At 41.4% G+C, this 22,092-nt stretch carries 22 protein-coding genes and 1 pseudogene; 12 read left to right on the forward strand and 11 right to left on the reverse strand.

What is annotated here, in order from left to right; all coding sequences use genetic code 11:
* Window positions 1-13 precede the first annotated feature (13 nt).
* The 8 genes from Q4600_RS16685 (at window position 14) to Q4600_RS16720 (ending at window position 7,207) form a co-directional block, all read left to right on the forward strand.
* Complete coding sequence (locus tag Q4600_RS16685) at window positions 14-1,288, forward strand: NAD(P)/FAD-dependent oxidoreductase (RefSeq protein ID WP_102526790.1); 1,275 nt, start codon at window positions 14-16, stop codon at window positions 1,286-1,288.
* 2 nt (window positions 1,289-1,290) lie between these two features.
* On the forward strand, window positions 1,291-1,872 hold the full coding sequence (locus tag Q4600_RS16690) for a DUF3261 domain-containing protein (protein ID WP_303517207.1): 582 nt from the start codon (window positions 1,291-1,293) through the stop codon (window positions 1,870-1,872).
* A 91-nt stretch (window positions 1,873-1,963) separates the two neighbouring features.
* Window positions 1,964-3,238 carry a beta-ketoacyl-[acyl-carrier-protein] synthase family protein gene (locus Q4600_RS16695; protein ID WP_303517206.1) on the forward strand — a complete coding sequence of 425 codons (1,275 nt, stop codon included), beginning with the start codon at window positions 1,964-1,966 and terminating at the stop codon, window positions 3,236-3,238.
* Window positions 3,231-3,716 carry a hotdog family protein gene (locus tag Q4600_RS16700; protein WP_102526788.1) on the forward strand — a complete coding sequence of 162 codons (486 nt, stop codon included), beginning with the start codon at window positions 3,231-3,233 and terminating at the stop codon, window positions 3,714-3,716. The genes Q4600_RS16695 and Q4600_RS16700 overlap by 8 nt, the downstream gene beginning before the upstream one ends.
* A 62-nt stretch (window positions 3,717-3,778) precedes the next feature.
* Window positions 3,779-4,513: a 3-ketoacyl-ACP reductase FabG2 gene (locus Q4600_RS16705; protein ID WP_102526787.1), complete on the forward strand. Its 735-nt coding sequence runs from the start codon at window positions 3,779-3,781 to the stop codon at window positions 4,511-4,513.
* Window positions 4,510-5,742 (forward strand): beta-ketoacyl-ACP synthase, encoded by a 1,233-nt coding sequence (locus tag Q4600_RS16710; protein ID WP_303517205.1) that lies wholly within the window; start codon window positions 4,510-4,512, stop codon window positions 5,740-5,742. The genes Q4600_RS16705 and Q4600_RS16710 overlap by 4 nt, the downstream gene beginning before the upstream one ends.
* 40 nt (window positions 5,743-5,782) lie before the next feature.
* On the forward strand, window positions 5,783-6,538 hold the full coding sequence (locus Q4600_RS16715) for a hypothetical protein (protein ID WP_303517204.1): 756 nt from the start codon (window positions 5,783-5,785) through the stop codon (window positions 6,536-6,538).
* Window positions 6,539-6,844: 306 nt separating this feature from the next.
* Entirely contained in the window at window positions 6,845-7,207 is a 363-nt protein-coding gene (locus Q4600_RS16720) for a rhodanese-like domain-containing protein (RefSeq protein WP_303517203.1), read from the forward strand.
* Here the strand turns inward: Q4600_RS16720 and Q4600_RS16725 are convergent.
* The 4 genes from Q4600_RS16725 to Q4600_RS16740 all read right to left on the reverse strand — a co-directional run bounded on the left by Q4600_RS16725 (window position 7,197) and on the right by Q4600_RS16740 (window position 9,898).
* Complete coding sequence (locus Q4600_RS16725; protein WP_303517202.1) at window positions 7,197-7,649, reverse strand: thioesterase domain-containing protein; 453 nt, start codon at window positions 7,647-7,649, stop codon at window positions 7,197-7,199. The genes Q4600_RS16720 and Q4600_RS16725 overlap by 11 nt on opposite strands.
* Window positions 7,650-7,661: 12 nt before the next feature.
* On the reverse strand, window positions 7,662-8,126 hold the full coding sequence (gene dtd, locus Q4600_RS16730; RefSeq protein ID WP_102526783.1) for a D-aminoacyl-tRNA deacylase: 465 nt from the start codon (window positions 8,124-8,126) through the stop codon (window positions 7,662-7,664).
* Between the two features lie 44 nt (window positions 8,127-8,170).
* On the reverse strand, window positions 8,171-8,740 hold the full coding sequence (locus tag Q4600_RS16735; protein WP_102526782.1) for a hypothetical protein: 570 nt from the start codon (window positions 8,738-8,740) through the stop codon (window positions 8,171-8,173).
* A gap of 153 nt (window positions 8,741-8,893) precedes the next feature.
* A complete protein-coding gene (locus tag Q4600_RS16740; RefSeq protein ID WP_102526865.1) occupies window positions 8,894-9,898 on the reverse strand; it encodes a virulence factor BrkB family protein in 1,005 nt (334 codons plus the stop codon).
* A gap of 87 nt (window positions 9,899-9,985) precedes the next feature.
* Between Q4600_RS16740 and Q4600_RS16745 the strand changes: the two genes are divergently transcribed.
* From Q4600_RS16745 to Q4600_RS16755, 3 genes are all read left to right on the forward strand, one after another.
* Window positions 9,986-10,207, forward strand: coding sequence for a hypothetical protein (locus Q4600_RS16745; protein ID WP_102526781.1), 222 nt, complete (start codon window positions 9,986-9,988; stop codon window positions 10,205-10,207).
* Window positions 10,208-10,236: 29 nt separating this feature from the next.
* A complete protein-coding gene (locus Q4600_RS16750) occupies window positions 10,237-10,884 on the forward strand; it encodes a DUF2959 domain-containing protein (protein ID WP_102526780.1) in 648 nt (215 codons plus the stop codon).
* Window positions 10,885-11,249: 365 nt separating this feature from the next.
* On the forward strand, window positions 11,250-12,440 hold the full coding sequence (locus Q4600_RS16755) for a diguanylate cyclase (RefSeq protein ID WP_303517201.1): 1,191 nt from the start codon (window positions 11,250-11,252) through the stop codon (window positions 12,438-12,440).
* 145 nt (window positions 12,441-12,585) lie between these two features.
* Here Q4600_RS16755 and Q4600_RS16760 read toward each other — a convergent pair whose 3' ends face one another.
* The 5 genes from Q4600_RS16760 to Q4600_RS16780 form a co-directional block, all read right to left on the reverse strand.
* On the reverse strand, window positions 12,586-13,479 hold the full coding sequence (locus Q4600_RS16760; protein ID WP_102526778.1) for a hypothetical protein: 894 nt from the start codon (window positions 13,477-13,479) through the stop codon (window positions 12,586-12,588).
* 227 nt (window positions 13,480-13,706) lie between these two features.
* Window positions 13,707-14,228 (reverse strand): prepilin-type N-terminal cleavage/methylation domain-containing protein, encoded by a 522-nt coding sequence (locus tag Q4600_RS16765; RefSeq protein WP_303517200.1) that lies wholly within the window; start codon window positions 14,226-14,228, stop codon window positions 13,707-13,709.
* A gap of 51 nt (window positions 14,229-14,279) precedes the next feature.
* Complete coding sequence (locus Q4600_RS16770; protein WP_303517199.1) at window positions 14,280-15,860, reverse strand: sensor domain-containing diguanylate cyclase; 1,581 nt, start codon at window positions 15,858-15,860, stop codon at window positions 14,280-14,282.
* A 316-nt stretch (window positions 15,861-16,176) separates the two neighbouring features.
* Window positions 16,177-17,394 (reverse strand): dicarboxylate/amino acid:cation symporter, encoded by a 1,218-nt coding sequence (locus Q4600_RS16775; RefSeq protein WP_303517198.1) that lies wholly within the window; start codon window positions 17,392-17,394, stop codon window positions 16,177-16,179.
* Between the two features lie 100 nt (window positions 17,395-17,494).
* Window positions 17,495-19,717: a carbohydrate-binding family V/XII gene (locus Q4600_RS16780; RefSeq protein WP_303517197.1), complete on the reverse strand. Its 2,223-nt coding sequence runs from the start codon at window positions 19,715-19,717 to the stop codon at window positions 17,495-17,497.
* Between the two features lie 298 nt (window positions 19,718-20,015).
* Here Q4600_RS16780 and Q4600_RS16785 point away from each other — a divergent pair, with 298 nt between their 5' ends.
* A complete protein-coding gene (locus tag Q4600_RS16785) occupies window positions 20,016-20,939 on the forward strand; it encodes a LysR family transcriptional regulator (protein ID WP_303517196.1) in 924 nt (307 codons plus the stop codon).
* A gap of 80 nt (window positions 20,940-21,019) precedes the next feature.
* Here the strand turns inward: Q4600_RS16785 and Q4600_RS16790 are convergent, their stop codons facing one another.
* Together Q4600_RS16790 and Q4600_RS16795 are read right to left on the reverse strand one after the other, a co-directional pair.
* A complete protein-coding gene (locus Q4600_RS16790; protein ID WP_303517195.1) occupies window positions 21,020-21,694 on the reverse strand; it encodes a hypothetical protein in 675 nt (224 codons plus the stop codon).
* Window positions 21,695-21,760: 66 nt separating this feature from the next.
* Window positions 21,761-22,092 (reverse strand): annotated as a pseudogene (locus Q4600_RS16795) (hypothetical protein); the annotation flags it as partial.

Below are 22,092 nucleotides of genomic sequence, written 5' to 3' on the forward strand. Positions count from 1 at the left end.
TGTAGGTTCCAGTATGGATGCACCACAAGAGACACCGCGAGACATAAATATCGATGTCGTCATCATCGGCGCAGGGCCTTCAGGTGCAATTGCTGCAAGTTTACTTCATCAACAAGGCAAACAAGTGCTTGTACTTGAAAAGCAGCATTTCCCACGCTTTTCAATTGGCGAAAGTTTATTGCCTTATTGCATGCAGTTTATTGAACAGGCAGGCATGCTTGAGGCCGTTGAACAGGCTGGGTTCCAATTCAAAAACGGCGCGGCATTTCGTCATAATGGCACTTACACCACTTTTGATTTTACCGAAAAATTTACTCAAGGCCCGGGAACGACATTCCAAGTTCAACGAGGACAATTTGATAAACTGCTCGCTGATACCGCAGTTTCACAAGGCGTTGAAATTCGTTATGGGCACCAGGTTAATGATATCGATTTAGGTCAAAATGCTTCATCTACGTCAATTTTAACAGTGACAGATGAGCACGATAGCGTTTATCGCGTCACCGCCAAATATGTTCTGGATGCCAGTGGCTTTGGTCGAGTATTACCAAGGTTATTACACTTAGAAAAACCGTCTAATTTACCTGCTCGCAGTGCCATTTTCACCCATATCGAAGATAACATCACTGATGCTAGTTTTGATCGCGAGAAGATTCTCATCAGTGTTCACCCTAGTCAAAAAGATATCTGGTATTGGCTTATCCCATTTAGTGATGGACGTTGTTCAGTCGGTGTTGTTGCTGAGCCTCATTTAATTGAGCATTGCCAAGGCGATCTTGAAGAACAATTATGGCAACTACTCAACGAAGAACCCGGCTTAAAAGCTCTACTGAGCAATGCCAAAGTATTGCAGCCTTGCGCCAGTTTAAGGGGTTATTCGGCCAATGTATCAACCTTAGCGACATCGCAGTTTGCACTATTAGGTAATGCTGGAGAATTTTTAGACCCAGTATTTTCATCAGGTGTGACGATTGCCATGCAGTCAGCATCAATGGCTGTTGAGACCTTAATAAAACAGCTAGATGGCAAAGAAGTCGATTGGCAGCAAGATTACGCAGAACCATTAATGCAAGGCGTGAATACCTTCCGCACCTATGTTCAAGCTTGGTACGATGGTCGTTTTCAGGATGTCATTTTTTATGACGACCCAAACCCAACCATAAAACAAATGATTTGCTCTATCTTGGCAGGCTATGCTTGGGATACAAACAATCCGTTTGTAAAAGACTCTGAACGTCGACTCAATATGATTGTCGACCTGTGTCGCGACCACAATAAAGCGAGTTAATTATGTCTCGAATCATTGCTTTTTCGATTGTCATTATGGCCATATTTATTTCTGGTTGTAGTCAACAATTACAGCGTCAAACTTGCGTTAAACTGACACCAGAAGTGAATTATTGCCTTGCACCTATGCTGCAATCGCCAACCAATAATGAACAACTGCTCAGCCAAAAAATCAGTTTTACTCATGGTGAAAAACACCACGAATTACTGACTCAATTGGAACTTAACTCAACCCAAATGACTTTGGTGGGTCTTGCGCCAATCGGCCAGGCTTTATTCACAGTGACCTTTGATGGTGATGAGGTCATCAGTCAGCAAAACGTGCTTATGGGTGAGGATTTTAAGGCAGAGTATTTGATGGCGATCATGCAGCTGATATATTGGCCTCATGAGCAAGTTAATCCGTACTTTAATCAAGGTGAAATGCATGATATCGATTGCACTAAGCAGCGCTGTAGTGCACTTATAGTCAATGATCAGCAAGCCATCACTATTGATTACTCTAATACGAATCCTTGGCTTGCTGAGGTAATATTGCATTTCCCAGCCGCAAATATCACCTTATCGATATCGCCCTTATTATGATGAAAATGGTAAAAACGAAACAGGTTATAATCAATATGCTTGTAACCAAAGTGAATATTAACCATCACCAACAAGATAAAAGCCAATGACGATGAGCCGTTCCATAGCAATTACACAAATTGGACTATGTACTCCATTAGGCCAAACTCCTGAATCTGTATTAGCACATTTACTTGCTGGTAATACTGATTTTATGGTGCCGCGTGATGAGTTAATGTTTAATGCAACCACTCGCGTAGGTGCAATCAAAGACACTGACTTGTTGGCGATACCCGAAAGGCTTGCGCAGTATAATTGCCGAAACAACCGATTATTGTTCACAGCTGCAATTCAGTTAAAACAGAACATTGAGCAAGCCAAAAGACGATTTGGTCACGATAGAATAGGCATTGTAATTGGTACCAGTACATCAGGTATTTCAAAAGGCGAAGCGGCACTTGATTATCATCAGCAAAACGGTCATTTCCCATCGAGCTTTCATTACGCCCAACAAGAACTTGGTAGCACCAGTGACTTTTTACGCCAACTCTTTGAGCTAACTGGCCCTTGCTATACCGTTTCAACAGCATGCTCTTCTAGCACCAAAGTATTTGCCAGCGCCCAACGATTACTTAATGCTGATTTATGCGATGTCGTCATTGTCGGTGGCGTTGATAGCTTATGCCAATTAACATTAAATGGATTTAATTCCCTTGAGTCTGTTTCTAAAGGCCTATGTAACCCTTTCAGCCCAAATCGAGATGGGATTAATATTGGCGAAGGTGCAGCGTTATTCCTACTGCAGAAAGCGAATACCCTAGATAGTCAGCCTGAGGTGATGCTTGCTGGTATCGGCGAGTCCTCTGATGCACACCATATTTCAGCGCCGCACCCTCAAGGTTTAGGCGCGATTGCAGCAATGAAGGCTGCACTTAATGATGCCGATATCAATGCAAGCCAAGTGTCATACGTCAATTTACATGGCACAGCGACCCCTAAGAATGATGCGATGGAATCAGTTGCCATGCATCAAGTGTTTGCTGGCGAAATAACAAATACTATTTCTAACACGAGTACTCAAAATACAATCCCTCTATGCAGCTCGACCAAGCCTTTAACGGGTCATTGTTTAGGTGCTGCTGGCGCCATTGAAGCAGCATTTTGCTATTTGTTATTAAGCTCATTCAACCAAGATCAATTACTGCCTCCCCACGTATGGGATAAGCAACAAGATCCAAACGATCCAATATTACCTCTTGTTGAGTCATCACCTTTAAATGGTACGGTTCAGTCAAAGCCACTGAATTATATTATGAGTAACTCATTTGCTTTTGGTGGCAGTAATGCCAGTATCATTTTCGCGAAAGCAGGAAACCAAGATGTCTGAAAATATTGCAGATAACACTTTACTAGCAAAAAACATTGCTGAGTTTGTGCCCCACAGAGCACCGATGATCTTGATAGATAGAGTCATTCAACACCAGCAAGACAGCCTTATTACCGAAGTGGAAATTACCCCACAAAGTGCTTACGTTAATCACGCTATTAATGGCGTTCCCAATTATGTCGGCATTGAATATATGGCGCAAAGTATTGCTGCATTAGCCGGTGTTGAAGCCCACTTAAGAGATGATAAAATTCGAGTCGGTTTTTTATTAGGCACACGTAAATTAGTCATGCATCAGCCACAATTTACACTAGGCGAAAAGTATCGAATTAGCGTGACAAGGTTATATCAAGAAGACTCAGGTTTAGCGGTATTTGATTGCCAAATATTAGCGGGTGCCACGGTTATCGCCTCAGCCAATGTTAACGTATTTCAACCCCAAGATACCCAAGCGTACATACAAGACAATCAAGTGTAGCCAAGCATAGCCGCTTGCGCAGAACAATCACAGCAAGCTGGCGCTGCACTTTTGGAGAAAACATGACAGCAACGAATAACAGAGTTTTAGTCACAGGCTCAAGCCGCGGAATAGGTAAAGCCATCGCGTTAAAATTGGCCTCTCAAGGTTTTGATATCGCAGTTCACTACCACAGTAATGTGAATGCTGCAGAGCAGACCCAAGCTGAAATTCAGGCCCTTGGCGTTAATGCCAGTTTAATTGCTTTTGATGTTGCAGACAGACAAGCCGCTAAAGCACAAATTGAACAAGATATTGCCCAGAATGGAGCTTATTACGGCGTGATCTTAAACGCTGGGATAACCAAAGACACCGCATTTCCTGCAATGACAGAAGATGAATGGGACAGCGTGATCCATACTAACCTCGACGGCTTTTATAACGTTATTCAACCCACTATTATGCCCATGATCCAAGCTAGAAATGGTGGCAGAATTATTACTATGGCTTCTGTTTCAGGGATTGCTGGTAATCGTGGTCAAGTAAACTATAGCGCCTCTAAAGCTGGGCTTATTGGCGCAACAAAAGCACTCTCACTTGAGCTTGCTAAACGTAAAATCACCGTTAACTGTATTGCACCAGGTTTAATTGAAACCGATATGGTAAGTGACTTCCCTAAAGATATGGTTAACCAAATTGTGCCAATGCGCCGTATGGGTAAAGTCAATGAAATTGCAGGGCTGGCTAACTTCTTAATGTCTGATGATGCAGCTTATATTACTCGCCAAGTAATCTCAGTTAATGGAGGCATGATATGAGCAATAGAGTCGTTATTACCGGCATCGGCGGCATTTCAGCACTAGGCCATGATTGGCCAACGATTGCTCAGCGATTACAGCAAAAATATAACTGCGTTGTCACTATGACGGAGTGGGATAAATACCCTTCGCTCAATACTCGCCTTGCTGCACCAGTCACTGATTTTGAACAGCCAAAGCATTATTCACGTAAAAAAATTCGCTCTATGGGGCGAGTGTCCATTATGGCAACACGCGCCAGCGAAATCGCCCTTGAAAATGCAGGTCTGCTAGGTGACCCGGTGGTATCTTCTGGTGACATGGGCATTGCCTACGGTTCATCAACTGGGAGCACTGAGCCCATTATTGGTTTTGGCGATATGCTAAAAAACGGTGATATGTCGGGTATCAATGCCACCAGCTATATTCGTATGATGGCGCATACGACAGCGGTAAATGTCGGGGTATTTTTTGGCCTTAAAGGCCGCGTTCACACCACCAGCAGTGCATGCACATCAGGTAGCCAAGCAATAGGTTATGCCTATGAAGCCATTAAATTTGGTCAACAGACCTTAATGCTAGCAGGTGGTGGTGAAGAGCTTTGTCCCACTGAAGCGGTGGTGTTTGACACCTTATTTGCCACCAGCACTAAGAACGATGAACCTCAATCCACTCCGAGACCCTTTGATAGTCAACGAGACGGTTTAGTGATCGGCGAAGGCGCTTGTACCTTAGTCTTGGAAGAGCTTGAGCACGCAAAATCTCGAGGCGCAACCATCTATGCTGAACTCGTTGGTTTTGGCACTAACTCTGATGGCTTGCACATTACACAGCCTAATGCCGACACCATGGAAGTGGCTATTCGTCTTGCACTAAAAAATGCCGATGTTGATGCAGAAAAAATTGGCTATGTTAACGCTCACGGCACCGCCACCGACCGTGGTGATATTGCAGAGTCAAAAGCCACTTATGCAGTATTTGGTGAACACACACCAATTTCATCACTTAAAAGCTACACAGGACATACCCTCGGCGCATGTGGTGCGCTAGAAGCTTGGGTCAGTATTGAGATGATGAATGCAGGCTGGTTTGCTCCAAGTCTTAACCTTGATCAAGTGGACCCAGAGTGTGCACCGCTTGATTATATTAAGGACGACGTCCGACCGATTAACACCGACTATGTCATGAGCAATAATTTTGCTTTTGGTGGCATAAATACGTCATTAATCTTTAAACGGTGGCAGGCATAAATGCTTGCTATGACTCTACACTCATTCATAAGGATATAGAATGAAACTGCTACTCAATACACTCTTGAATACACTCATCATTAGCTGCTGTTTATTCAGCTCTATGACATTAGCGAAAACCTACACCACAGAAGAGTACCAACAGATTTTTACGGGTGATGATACCTATAAACAACAGCAAGCTGTTGAATCAATGATCTTGGTGGGGCTTGAAGACCCAAGTATCTACAACACCATCCAAGCAAAAATTGTCGCCCAAATGCATACTGCAACAGATAAGCACGCCATTGATAATACTGCTTGGTTAATTAAGGGCTTAGGATATTCAGGCGACCCACAATACCATGATTTCTTATTAACCCTCTCTGAAGGGTATGCCCATAAAAAAATCCGTAAATATGCTAAACGTGCCGTTGACGATTTATCTAAATTTCAAGTGTGGAATGTGATCCTTCAAGATAAAACCCACTATGATAATAAGCAGCCACATCGTCAAAATATCTATGCCGCAGCCTTAAGAGGTGACGATTTAGAGTTAATGCGAATCGCAGCTAAACGAATCGCCAACGAATACCTTTTTGACGATTTTATGCTCGAGCAATTAGCGACACAGCTCAAACCAATGCGCTTAATGGATGACAGTAAGCTTGCTATTGATACTTATGCCTGGGTAACTCGCGCACTAGCAAGCTCAGGCAACGAAAAATATAAACCTGTTGTTGAAGCGGTATCACAAACTGCAGAACAGAAAAAACTGAGAAAGTACGCCACTAAATATTTAAGAAAATATTACTAGCGCCCTTATGACAAATCGCTACAGCATCAATAAATGCTGTAGCGATAAAACTGATCCACCCTACTGCCTGCTGCTTACTCACTACTCACTACTCAACTTTCCCACGATAAACAGCCCCCTTTAAGTCAACTTGCTAATTGTTCTACCGACACCAATAGCTTGAAGCAATTATTTCAGGCTTGATTTACACTCTGCATTAGAATAATCTTATTGAGATAAATCTTATAGAAATGAATTTTATAGAGATAAGTTTTATAGATAGTCAATAAACGATTCGTAGAGTTAACATTAGCAGGTGGGTTCATCATGACAGACGCAACTATAGTTTCAGACCATAGCAATTTATCAACTGCTGCAACAAAACTAGCAGGTAAACAAGAAACAGATATTTGCTGGCAGCTCGTTAAACAAGGCGCGCCGTTAATTGATGTTAGAAACCCTGATGAATTTGCTTTAGGTCACCTGCCTAATGCCATCAATGTTCCATTAACAGAGCTTGCTCAATGGTTGCGCGCACATAAAGCAAAACAACAACAATTTGTTGTATATTGTGGTGCAGGCATTCGGGCACAAAAGGGCTGTGATATTTTTGAAGCTGAAGGGTTTAGCTGCGCTGTAAATGCCGGTGCAATGAAAGACTTACTGTGTTGTGAGTCACTTAATAACTAACATAAAGACCAGTAAAAGTTGCACAGAGTTTATCTGCGCAATGTAGCTGAACCTCTAGTGTCACTTTCACTTTGCCGCCTGTTTTTAATGCATCAAGTGATGTTGATTCAGGCCAAGTGACACTGACTTGAGGCGCTTGAGTAATAGGCGCGATATAGCGGATATGGGCATCGGCTAAGACGATGTTACCTTCAACCCCATGGACTCGTTGCTGCAGCCACAACATTCCCCAACCCGTTAACGTCATCAGAGTATAAATACTGCCAGCAAACATCGTTTGATGTAGGTTAATATTGGGTGCTATCGGTGCTGTGCAGGAAAATTGATCACCATCAAAATGAACGGGGGTCACTTGCATAAACTGACTCACAGGAATGGTTTGGTGCCATGTCTGCTGCAGCTCAAGCAATAATCTTGCTGTCATTGTTGAGTCAGTTTTCATCGATTAAACCTGTTACACCTGCAAGTTAAAAGTCACTGGGCCATCATTAAGTAGTTCAACTTTCATATTGGCGCCAAATGAGCCCGTTTGCGTTGTTACGCCTTGTTCACGGCAAAAGGCGATAAACGCTTGGTATAATTCATTTGCTTGCTCGGGTGTAGCAGCACTGGAGAAACTTGGGCGTAAACCGCGACCGGTATCGGCAGCCAAGGTAAATTGAGAAACGACTAATAACTCTCCGCCAACTTGTTGAAGGTTAAGGTTCATTTTGTCATTTTCATCATTAAAAATGCGGTAGCCGATAACTTTTTTAGCTAACTTGCGCATTTTTTCAAGGTCATCATCTTTCTCGACCCCAAGCAGCACTAATAAGCCTTTATTAATACTACCTGTAACTTGCTCAGCCTGTTCGGGATCTTCGCCTTCAGCGGCAATAGTGACACTGGCATGTGCCACCCTTTGGATTAATCCAATCAATGCTATGTCCTAATTTACGGGATCTATGAACACATTCTACAATATTAAGCGCCTGCGTCAGGCTTAATAACAGGAATTGGCTTAATCAAATCCTCTGAACCTTTTGGCAGTGATTTACCCACTTGCTTAAGGCCTTCATCGGTCCACAACATGAAACGACGTAATTCTTCTAACTCAATTGAATCGACAAATGTAGCTGCACCTTGCACTTGGATCACGCCGCCATTCTCGCGAATAACAAACTTAGCAAAGTTCAGTTTTTGGTTTAATGATCCAATCAATACAAGCAGTTCTTTACTGCCATGTAATTGCGGATGAACAGCAAATAAGCGATTAGTTAAAATTCTATCTACGCCTTGCTCACTCATGCTTGGCTGTAACACAAATTGATTATCACCAAACTGGACAGCCACGCTGGTTGGGCTGAGTTTGGTGGCTAAATAGCTTGATTTCAATAATGCGTTATACAATTCATCAGTGGCTTGCTGATCTGTCATACCTGCCATATTAATCATTGTAGGGGCAGCATTGGTTGCACTTTCTGTTGTTGAATTGTCGGTTGCAGCACAAGCTGTTAAACCTAATACACATGCCGCAATAAGCAATTTTTTCATTTTCGTTCCTTGTAAGTACTTCCGGTATAACCTCATGATGAAGTCATAGCCAATATTTTATTATTATTTACCACTTGGATAGCAATATACCGTGTAGTGCTAGCTTAAGCACAGATAAAATATTCATGTTTTAATGAACACCGACTGTATCGCTTATCGCTCCGTTGATTTTGTGGCGTCATTTTCTGGGTTAGACACTGCCAGCTCAATCACATCAGAGTGAGAATCAACGTCTTCAATTTCAGCGTTATCTTTACTTGTATTTGCTTTAGCCTGTGCGTGAAGCTGGGCTTTTTTCTTAACTGAAAAAATACCCGAGGTGAGATACTCTGGCAACGCTGCGGTAATTTCAGCGCCTAATAGCACGATGACCCAAGACAAATAGACCCAAACAAATAAAATAGGAATGGTTGCTAGCGCACCATAAATCGCTTCATAACTTGGAAACTGAGTCACATAAAATGCAAACCCTTTTTTACCCGCCTCAAAGAGTATTGCTGCCACACTTGCGCCAATAAGAGCATGCCAAAAATGCACTTTTTTATTAGGTACCACCATGTACAGCAGTAAAATTGAAGCCACTGAAAATAGCATCGGCAAACGCTCCACCATCCAAGTCATTAAGGCAGATATTTCGCTGCTATCAAATACCTTGAGTGACACAACATAAGACGTCGCAACAATGCTCGCCCCCATTAAAACGGGTCCGAGTGTCAGTACCATCCAATACATTGAAAATGACACCACATAAGAGCGCTTTTCTGTGGTGCGCCAAATATTATTTAAGGCTTTATCAATCGCCGAGATCAACATTAATGCGACAACAACTAAGGCCAGGACACCGACAAAGGTCGCTTTTGAGGCATTATCGACAAATTCATTAATATAAATTTGTACCGTATCCCCTGATGCGGGCATAAAATTACTGTAAATGAAGTTTTCGATCTGACCGCGAATACCTGAAAAACCAGGAAAAGCAGATAACATCGACATCATCACTGCCACCATTGGCACTAACGATAGCAAAGTCACATAGGCTAAATGTCCGGCTTTGACATTGATTTGGTCTTCCTGCAATCTTTGCTTCAGGTGAACTAAAAACCGCCAAATGCTGACATTCATATTTTTTAGATAAGCTACATCTATCTTATTTGTCACAATATTCTCTGATTTATTAATTTCAATTACGCGTTTAACTTCGTACAATGTTATAACACGATAGTTACACTCCTAGGGAGCAATTTAATGTCTCAACAAGGTTCTGCAGGCAATGTTATTGCCGCAATTGCCAGCTTCTTTTTTCCAGGTTTAGGCCAACTGGTTCAAGGACGCATTATAGCTGCAATTCTATTTTTCTGTATTACAGCAGTAGGTTACTTTTTTTGGGTGTTAATTATCCCAGCGATTATTGGTGCTGTTTTTCATCTTTGGAGCGTTATCGACGCAGCCATATTTAAAGCAGATTAGTGCAACGACAACAATAAAGAGATCAGAAGATGAAGAAATGGATATCACTAGTATTCCTTAGCGTCAGCTTGTTATTAAGTGGCTGCCAAAGTGCCTATTATGGTGCAATGGAAAAAGTAGGCTATCACAAGCGTGACATCATGGTCGATCGCGTTCAAGAAGCGAAAGAATCCCAAGAAGAAGCTCAAGAGCAATTCAGTTCAGCGCTAGAAGAAATGCAGGCTTTGCTGGCGTTTGATGGTGGCGATCTTGAGGATGCTTACAACAAAGCAAAAGATGAATATGAGTCAGCTCAAGCTGCAGCAGATGAAGTTGGCAGCCGTATTGATAAAGTCGAAGATGTCGCCGAAGCTTTATTTGACGAATGGGAAACTGAAATTCAAGAAATCAGTAAAGCGAGCCTTCGTCGTAATAGCACCAATAAACTCAATGAAACTCAGCGCTCATATAATTCATTAGTTAAGGGAATGCGCCGTGCAGAAGCGAAAATGCCGCCAATCTTAACGGCAATGAAAGACAATATGCTGTACTTAAAGCACAACCTAAATGCCCAAGCAATTGGCGCAATTAAAGGTGAATTTAATAGCTTACAATCTGACATTTCAAGCTTGATTACTGAGATGAACAAATCGATTGCTGAATCAAACAAATTCATCGAAGCGATGGAAAAAGGCTAACTCAGGTCATAACCTCGTTAGACTTACTGCAATCTAAATACTAAGGCGTAACATCGTTGTTTACGCCTTTTTTATTACTTGTCTAATCATAAGATAAAACACAACAAACAAAACTGGGATATTCCGACTTACTGACACTGTCCTAACCAGAATGAGTCACAGTCTCAAAAGTGAGACAAATAGCTATAGAAACCAATCTATTTAACTTATATTTCAGTTTAGTTAGTCCAAGGTCGCTTTGTTAGAGCAGATTTTTAATTTAGGTTTAGCTTTTATCTGTCGGTTCAAAACAATTACATCGTTAATGTAGCCGCAGCTTTTTCTTTTCAATTTCGTTTAACGATAGCTTTATTACGGTGGATTTAATGAGCAGCTTAATGCATACCTTGCGCTTTTTTATACTGCCATTCTTTATTACATTTCTGTCATTAGCCTTATTGGCGCACTTTCAGAGTCACTGGATAGATTGGCAAGATACTTTGCATTACGCACCGTATTGGTTACTCGCTGCATCATCATTAATTTGTCTGCAATTCAATCGCAGCCGTCTATTTTATATCGGCTTATTATTACTATGCTTTTATACCCTGCAAAGTCACCGACTCTTTCTTTCCCCTATAATCCATCAGTTTTTACCGCTATTTGGCACTCTGGTCATTTGCATGTTTTGCTTTATTAAAGACCGTGGAGTGATAAGTGTGCATAGCTTTTACCGCATGGGTGGAGTTGTAATATGTGGGATAGTGGCTTACCTCTGGGTTTATCTTATCGGACAATACTCACAGGGATTAAATCAATTTCAGCAAAGTTTTGACCTGAGTGTAGAAAGCTCGCCACTGCATTTATTGCCAATTTATCCGCTAGCCATCGTGCTGATTTTCCGTCTCAGTTGGCACAGTAATCTCGCGCAAACCAGCTTAGGGATCTGCTTACTATTGTGGCTTTGCTATTTTTTAGTCCCGACCAATTTACCCTTATCTATCCTATTTTGCTGCATCGCGATTAGCTTCTTAATTACAGTGCTATTTGACTCGTATTTCTTAGCTTACCGCGATGAGTTAACAGGACTGCCTTCTAGGCGAGCATTATTTAACTTGAGCCTAGCATTAGGACGTAAATATACCGTTGCCATGGTCGATATCGACCACTTTAAAAGCTTTAACGACACTTATGGTCATGATGTTGGTGATGATGTGTTAAAACTGGTCGCAGTAAAACTGTCTAAGGTGACTGGCGGCGGTAAAACTTTCCGTTATGGTGGTGAGGAATTTACTATCGTATTCCCGCGCAAAGACATAGACCAAGTCTATTCACACCTTGATGATGTTAGACAAAGCATTGAAGATTATGACATTGTTCTACGGGACGAAAGCCGTAAAACCAATTCAAAGAAGAGCCGCGGTAAAGCGCCAGTAAAAAAGAAAACCGTGAATGTCACCGTCTCTATTGGCTGCGCTGAACATAAGTCAGACCAAAGTTTTGAACAAAGTATGAAACTTGCTGATAAAGCCCTGTATCGTGCTAAAGACCGCGGACGTAACCAAGTTAGGTTTTAATATCACCACTCATTAAACCTGACTAAATAATTCCCCCATACCAATCTTATTAAAATCCCTGTTACTCGGATTGAATTGATTCTTAGGGAAAACTTGTACCAAAAGAGCAAAAAGAACAACTAGATGTGAGCTGGTCAATAACGACCTAAAAAGCACTATATTGACAAGGGTTATCGCTCGAAGTACATGCCACAATAGTCACGGCAATGCCTGAAAGTGTTGCTTTTGACTCAGTCATAAAACCATAAGCTTCCACAACCTTTTTCATCACCATATAGTCTTCACTTTGTTGCGATTCAAACTGAAACTTATCTCCGAGAGTAAATATTGGATCTTCGGCAATGTCGAGGAAATTATTATGCTCATCTTGCAGGGCGATAAATTTATAATGCAGCTGTTCGTCCATATCAATCATGTCAACTTCAGAATTAAACTGCGACTCATCAGAGAATCTATACACTATTTTCGGGGATAAATTCGTCACAAAAATCCCAGTTTGATAGCTTACCTGCATGCCGTGTTTATAACGATTTACCAGATCTGAATATTCACTTTGTTGACGCCAAGTATCACTCACCTTATTAGGCAAGTATCCACTGCCGATTAACTCCCAAGCAGAGCCTGCAACTTGGTAATCTACTGATATGTTAATGGGTTGAAAGAAATCGATTTGATACAGTTCTTCTGCGAAAAGGATAAATTGTTCACGGGCAATATTAGTTAGCTTAAGCGGCTTTACTATCGAGCCATCTTCCATCCTGCAGAAACCTTTGGTCGCTGATTTACTATAATCACTACACACTTCCACTTGCAGTTTTTTGACATCGAATTTACGAACGTCAAACTCATTAAAATTAACCACATTAACGACTTTTTGTTCTCTGTCTCTCAGGGCTGATATGGCTGCGACACGATAATCATCACTAGAAACGCACTCATTACATTGCACACTCACAACCGTATTGAACACATTTGCCATCACAGGTGGGCAGATCTGCATTAAAAAAGAGAAAACCGATATTGAAATCAAAACTTTCATTGAGTAAAAATCCATTTTTATACGCGGGCTAGGTGATATTTGAAACGACTGCTGATTTATCTTACGCGATGACCTAATTAACTTTAGATAAAACTCAGCCTTAAAACTCAGCCTTAAAATTCAGTCTTAAAATTCAGTCTTAAAATTCAGTCTTAAAAATTAGCTTAAGCCATCATCGCTGTTGAACATAGTGAATGATGAAGTCAGACTTTGAACCTAAAAAAGAACTAGCACCCCTCTAAATCCCTTTCAACTACCGGGGTTTCCTTTGCGGCCTGCGGCTCAGAGTAGCGGATCTCGCAATCATTCACTGAATAATCTGCAGCAGGTCTAATACGTAAACCACTGCGTCCAGAAATGCTATATGAAGTAACTTCGAAATCATCACCATTAACAATATTAATAGCGCGGGCAATACCAGCGTTAGTATGTCTCGGGTAACCATAAGCTAGCGTAATGTTTTGGCCCTCTACAACAATACTATTACTAATACCTGAAGCAGCAGCCGTTTCATCACAATCAGCACTAATTACGCAAGCGGAATACACTAAATCTTTAGCGCTGCTAATCGCACCAGACACCCCTTGCATTTGTCCTGCGTATGCATCTTCTTTTAAACTAATAAACTTTGGCGCAGCAATCACTGCAAGTATCGCTAAAATAATGATAACCACAACAAGCTCGATTAAGGTGAAACCCTTGTGAGCGTTTGATAAGGGGCTGCTGTAACATACAGATTTTATTGACATATGACCTCTAACGACATTATATAAATTCTGGTATATATTGCGCATGCATGATTAACTCGCGATGGTAACTTTGTTTTTGCCTTGGCGTTTTGCGCGGTACATTGCAGTGTCCGCTCTATGGATCAAGCTATCAGTGTCTTTATCAAAGCCACTTGATAAAGCCAAACCAATACACGCACTAATACAAATCACACTGTCTTCAATAATTACCGGTTCAGAAAATAGTTGCAGTAATTTTTCAGCCGCACACTCTGCAGCAATGATCGAATCCATATTCGGCATTAATACGATAAATTCATCACCACCATAACGAGCAAGAATATCGTGAATAAATAGATGGTTATTGACTTTATCTGCTAAGGTTTTTAGTAATTTATCACCCACTCTATGTCCATATTGGTCATTCACCCCTTTAAAACCATCGAGGTCGATAAACAATAATGAGAAATGTTTTTGCTGCTGTAATAACTCAGCAATTTTATCTCTAATGGCGACCCGATTAGCTAGCCCTGTCACCGCATCATGATTGGCGAGTTGTAAGGCTTTTTCTTGAGCTTCGGCTAAATCAGCGGTGCGATCAGCAACTCTCACCTCTAGCTCTTCTCTTCCATTTCTAATTTCTAATGACATTTGTCTAAAGCTATCAAATAACTTTGCAAATTCTGCGGTATGAAAACCTCTAGGGTGTCTCTGCGTATCCGAACGAATATCAGTGATGACGCGAGTTTTAGCCGTTAAAATATCGATAGGTCGAGTAATTAAGCCGACAATCCACCAACTAAACACACTGCATACAATCAGCGATACCAATGCCACTAAAAGAGTAAATTTTATAACGACAAAAGCACGTTGATCGAGCTCAACAAGAGGTTGTGGGATCATGACTCCCCAGCCCGTGGTAGGCACCACATCAAAGCCCGCAATCATGTCCGCTTTTACCGCTGGCGAGTAGAACTGACTTACCCCCGTTTCACCCGCCATCATCTGCTTAACGATGCTCACTTTACTGATATTTTTAGCCTCTGCTTGCCACGTTTTGTTGGGATGAGCCAACACGTTACCTCGCTTATCAACAATTGCCGCATGGCCTTTATCGCCGAACATCACCGCCGATTGTAATTGCTCAATATAAGTGGCATGCATCGTCGCCAACCAAATACGCATATCTGGGGTTTGACGTATCATGTATAAGGTTGGCTGTAGCACACCATTTTTATGAATAGGGGTAAAATGCGCTTCTGATAATTCAGATAAATCAAATGGGTTATTGGTATCGGTTAGGCTTAAAGGTTGAGAGTTTTCAGCACCATATACGACGCTTTCTCGTTGTCCTTGGGGGTTAAAGACACCAATTGAAACCACATCAACGGTGTTTAATAAATCAAACATGATGCTATCAACACCTTGATGGGAGTTGCTGTTGGTTACTGTGGTAAAAATAGCGAGTGCATCAATCGCATAACGATTAAGTGCTTTGGTAATGTTTTGCGCGAGTAATAGATGCTTGTCATGCACCATATTATATTCGTTCTCAAGAGCTGAATTTGCCGACCAAAATGATATTGCAGTAATGGGGATGAGTGACGTTAAAATCATCACCAAAAATAACAAATGGCGAAAAGAAAGTTTCATTGAGATTCCATGCTCAGGTTATTGTATTAATACGCCTTATACCGACGTTTTATTGCCTTACAGTCTAGAAAAGCTAGGACTAATGTAAGCCTGCTCAACCTGTAAAAAAAATGCTACACATTTGGTGCAGCATTGTTACACACGCTCAAAGAGTGTTCAACCATTAGCACGCAAAACTGAATAGTTACTCTAAAGAAGTGAGAGGATCATCAATAAATATTGAGTTGATACTCAAAATAGGCTTAACAATATAGGTGATTTTCGGGTGTTCGAGCCTAAAACAAGGCTCGAATGATAGATGAGTTAATATGAAAGTTTATTCAGCAGTGTTTGTTGTAGCTTGATAATGTTTACCATTAATACGTTGAATAATTTGCGTTGCAGTCAAGTCGTGAACCACATTAATGACTGTTGAAGCCGCATCAGTTATCGCGCCTAATACCACCAAAATAGGGATCACTTCCAAAGGCAAGCCTAAGGTAGTAACAATAAAAATCTCACCTAAAAAAGCGCCACCAGGTACTCCACCAATAACAAACGCTGACAGTACAGATATCAAGATGGTTAACATAAACACATCGGAAGTGAACTCCATACCCAATAGCGAATAAATAAATACGATTTTGAGTGCAGTTATCATCGCTGCGCCGCCTTTATTAAGGTTCACCAATAGCGGTAAACTTATCTCAGCGATTTGCTCATTTAAGTCCATTTTGGCCGCAGCCCTGATATTCACTGGTAAGGTTGCTAATGATGAGCTTGTCCCTAACGCTGTCACCGCTGGTTCAAGCATGTTTTGCCAAAAGCGTTTCACTCCTGCTAAACCGCCACCGACCCATGCATAAAGCGTCGAACCTAAGGTTAAATACACCACTGTTGCAACTAAAAAAAGTCCTACAGCTCTTGCAAATGTTCCCATTAATTCAGCGTCTTGACTGGCCATCGTTGCCGCAAAATAAGCACCTAAGCCAATTGGCGCAACATACATTAATATCGCAATAATTTTCATTATCACGGTATTCAAGCTATCAAGTAATGCCGATACTTTACGGCCATCCTCGCCAGATTGACCGATGGCAATACCACTGATTACTGACATGATAATCAGCGCTAAAATGTTCGATTTTGATAACAACCCAACAAAATCATTGGTGGTCAATAAGCTCACAAAGTCCATACTGCCAGCAACTTCTACGGTTTCCGCAAGTTCTAGTGTGACTCCTTGAGCAGGATCATAGGCGAGTGCCAATAACACAATCCCAATGGCAGGCACCATTGCCATCACCACAGACACGGCCATTATCGAAGCCAAAATAGAACCTAACCTTTTTAAGTCCGTCATCTTCGCAATTGAAGACATCACACTCACGGCCACTAAAGGCACAATAATCATAAACAATAAATTCAGGAAGATTTGCCCAATAGGCTTAAGCTTGATAGCAAATTCTGGCAATGCAGTCCCAAGTAATCCGCCAAGCAATAAAGCTGACAATAAAATAATTGATGACCGATAGGCTTGCAGGGTATTCCACATAAATAATGTCCGTATATTGTTGTGCAGCTAAATATTTCACTTAATAGTCAGAATAATAAAAAAGCCTGCAACTTGCAGGCTTATTTTCTTATTGGCTCAATTAGCGATGCACACGTCCTCGCCCTTCTCTTGCCATACCTGATTGACGAGCTTGACGAGAGCGATTCAAGCTTTGGTGATCAAAGCCGCCACTTGGACGACTGCGGTTTATCGAGTTATTCATATTCGATGGACGTGAAGAAGGCATCGTTGCTGGCATATTTGACGGCCTTGACGAAGGTAACGTCGACGGACGAGTGGATGGCAGCGTGCTAGGCTTATTGACATTAGTGGGCTTGCTCAAGTCCCGAGTAGCAGGAGCCGTATTCCACTTGCCATCACTGCGGTTCTCCCACTTACCTTGATTATCACGAGCCACATTACCGTGTTTATCTGCAAACACATCATTGCTGCGATTCTTATTGTAAGTGGCTTTTTTCAAGTTTTTATTGGCGACAGCAGGGCTCGCTAAACGATCGCGAGTGGCTGGGCGGTTATACAAATTGTTCTGCTTGCCAATTCTATTACCATTAATGTTGGTAGAATTGATTCGATTAGACACCTTAGTTCGATTACCCACACTAATACTGTTACCAATATTAATATTGCCAGTATTAATCACCACAGGGCGGCGGTATCCACCACCATAATAGCCACCGCAGCATCGATAAGGACGGTGATAGCCGTAGCCACCTCCCCACACAACACCTGCACGGTAAAAGCCATTACTCCAGCTCACGCCCACATTCCAGCCAGTCCAAGGGTTATAACCTACATGTAAGCCCCAGGTCGGTGGACGAGGATAATAATATCTTCCCCAATATGGCGGGTAGTACCAACCAGTGCCATAAATAGGCACGCCGTAATATGGATAAGACCACATATAGCCTGGGGTATAACCCACGTAAACCACTTCAGGGGTCGAGTCATAAACTTGTACGTAAGTGGTGTTATAGACAGGTGAACTTGCCGGAATTTTTGCGATTTCTTCATTCGGAATATCATCAGCAACAATCCAAGGGCCTTTAGCTGATGCCGATGTAAACCACACCCCATTGTCGACGGCGTAATAGACTTGGTTGATCAATAAAACTTGGGTTGAAGTGTTAACAGCGTAAGAAACTGAAGTGCCTGTTACCGCCTCGAATTTAGGCTCGCCATCATATTCCACCTCAAGTTTGGCTTCGTCACGTTTAATCGCTGCTGTTTGCGGAATTTGCGCATCTAACATGGCTTGATTTGCTTCATCAGTGCCCGCAACAGAAACCCTTAAACCACCAATATCGGATTCTGGTGGAATATCTTTGAAGCTTTCAGGTAATTTATCCCCGCGCACAAATGCCCAAGGTCCAGCTTGTTTTTTTGATTTAAACCAGCGACCCGAAAGTAACAGATACATATCACCTGATGTTGTTTCACGGATCCAGGCCGTTTCTGTATTACTGACATATAGAAGTTTGCCATCGATTAAACTCTGCCAATTAGGCGAACCATCAGTTGAAATCAATTCTGTCGGGACATCCGAGGTAATAATATGCGGTGCATTGGCAGTGCTTTTAGCTGGTTCATCCTCCTCGGTGTTCACCATGCTGACCAAATCTTCAGGTGGATAAAGTGTGACTTGCCATGGCCCCATAGGATCTTCTGCCACATACCAATATGTGCCACTACTTAAATAGAGTTTCTTTGACTGGGTGTCACGGGCAACAGCGAAAGGAGTATTGAGAATACGTTCATAAGGGCTATTTTCGATTTCCCTAAACTGTGGCTCACCATCGTAAGACAGCAAAACACTCAAGGTTGAACTGAAAATAACCTCAGGTGCATCATTTTTAATATTATCTAAACTGCGTTTTTCTTGCTCCGCGGTTTCTAAACTGGCGGACAATCGCTCCATTGAGATTTCAAAGCGGGTAGAGACTAATGCCTCTGAAACGGTATCGGTAAAGGTTTGCTGATCTTCTTCTGTTGAAGATGGCCAGCGCACTTCAGTCACTTGAATATTACGCACAGTTGTTACATCGTCAGTGGTATCAATTCGGGCACTAAACCAAAATGCACCAAATACAGGGTCTGGTTGATTTTCGACCTCAAATGACATCGCTGCACGACTTTGTAATACATTACCGTTAAGCGACTCTGGTTGCGGTTGATAAACCACTAACGTGCCTAGTTTAGTATCAACTTCTTGTGGCCATTCCAGTGCGATTGCGCCATACGAAAAGCCATACAAGACAACACCAACTATGATCTTATGAAACCAACGAGATATAACTGTAGACATCATGCTTATCCTTTGCGTGCTGTAGTCACTAATTTAACCATGTAAGTGACTCTCAGAGTTAGACAACTTATTGAAACGATGCATTTTAAGATTAACGATATGAAGTCACCTAAACAAACAGGCATTAGTACTAAAAGCAAAAAGACCTAAAAATGATTTTATATTTGAAAGCTTAATAATTGTATAGTTAATATACAGACATAACAGCCACATATGTAAAAATCTTTAAAATGAGATTAAATTGTAAGGTCAAAGAATAAGGAGTAAATTAAACAAAAGTAAAAATATCAGGCGTATCATGGCTAAAAACTTGTTTCAAAACCTTGATTTAAATTTATTGCATGTCTTTTTTATTCTGTATCGAGAACGCAATATGCGCCTTACCGCTGGCCGATTATTTGTAAGTCAGCCAGCTATCAGTAAATCTCTACAAAAATTAAGACACCACTTTGGCGACGAATTGTTTGTTAAGATCCCTTCAGGGCTCGAACCGACTCCTTTTTCTGTCAACTTATTTCAATCGATTAGCCCTGTTTATCAAGACCTTGAACTGGCGGTAAACAGTGTTAATGAATTTGACCCCGCCGCACTAGAAGACACGTTTCACATTGCGCTTTCGCCATTTTTGCTCAACAGCATCGGCAGCAAACTATTTCTAAATATTATGGCATCAGCACCTAAATGTAATGTTCAAATGTATAAATGGTCTACTGATTCATTAGCTCAAATTCAGCAAGACCAACTTCATTTAGGTATCACCTATCAAATGCCTGAATTGCCATCTGAAGTGAGTGAGAAGTATATTTCGACAGAACGTTTTAAATGTTACGTTCGAAAAGATCATCCCTGTAAAAAAACTTCTATCAGTTTATCTGAAGCGGCTCAATATGATTTCGCTACAATTATTGCTGCAGACTGGAATTATCAACGAACGATAGCACAGGAAGTCTTCGCAAAAAACAATCTAAACTATCGGGTTAAATTTCGCTCAGAATTACCATCTGCCATCTTAGATGTTATTAGCGAAACCGACATGATCGCACCTTTATCAGGTTTCTTAGATATAAGTCACTACCCTCAATTAAGGGCAATAAAGGTTAACACCGAAGAGGATGTTTTTGATTACAAAATATCTACTTATTTTCATTATAAAAATCGTCAAAATCCATTAACGCAATGGTTAAATGATTTAGTGCTAAAAACGCTTGAAGAGCAAACGTAAAAAAGCCCATTAATTTAGGTAATGGGCGAGAGCAACCAAATGGTTAAAAGCGGTTATTTTTGATTTTATAATAAATTTTTTTAAAAATTAAAATTAATTCCAAATTCAACTTGGCTTTCTGATGTCACAGGTTCGCCTGGTCTAACTCGGTATTCACCATAGGTGTATTTCACATAAGGTGAAACGTATTTAGGTTTGAACGTCAACATAAAGTCATGACTGGTTATATTGTCATTTTCCACTTCTAAAAATCGGTTACCTGAAAGTAAGCGATCATGATTGAGCGTATAACCCAAATTAACCCATGAAGCAGGACTGTAATTAACACCAATGCTATTACGCCATTCACGTTGGTCAAACAGTCCCATAGAACTACCTATAATACGGTTTGATTCACGCCATTCATGTGCCGTATTAGCAAAAAGCATCCATTTCTGACCTAACATTACACCTGACATTAAACTCACATCATAGATATCAAGTGTATCTGCACGGCCATAACGTCCGCCAATTTCGGTATAGAATTGACCCAACATCATGCCGTAGCCAGCACCGACCTCTAAGTAACCCGTTGAATCAACTTCAGCACTAAAGTTCAACTCTTCAGTCACTTGCACACTACCACTCGCTACAGCAATGACTTCATCATTATATTGAAACACCTGCAGGCCGCCAGTTGACTCTGCATTTGCAGCCGAACTGGCCGCGACACATAAACCTATAATTAAACGTGCCTTGAGAAATTTACTAATCATAATTTATTTCCACAAAAACTTAAGGAGGCGCTTGCCTCCTTAATATATGTTTAATTAGCTTATAACTTAGCGATCAAAACGGGCTTTAACAGCATCACGAATTTGAGCAGCCTTGCGACGAAGGTTTGACTTTTGCTCTGCTGACATAGCCTCAACCGTTTTAGCCATATTTTCAGGAGTACCATCTTCAATTGGATGGCTAGGCGTAACATCTTCAATTGGGTTACTTGGGCCTACTTCAACTGGACGGCTAGGCGTACCATCTTCGATTGGGTTGCTTGGGTCTACTTCTGGACCTTGACCTGGAACACCATCTTCAATTGGACGGCTAGGCGTACCATCTTCGATTGGGTTGCTTGGGTCTACTTCTGGACCTTGACCTGGAACACCATCTTCAA

Source organism: Shewanella sp. 2_MG-2023, assembly GCF_030548905.1.
GTDB classification, from domain to species: domain Bacteria; phylum Pseudomonadota; class Gammaproteobacteria; order Enterobacterales; family Shewanellaceae; genus Shewanella; species Shewanella electrodiphila.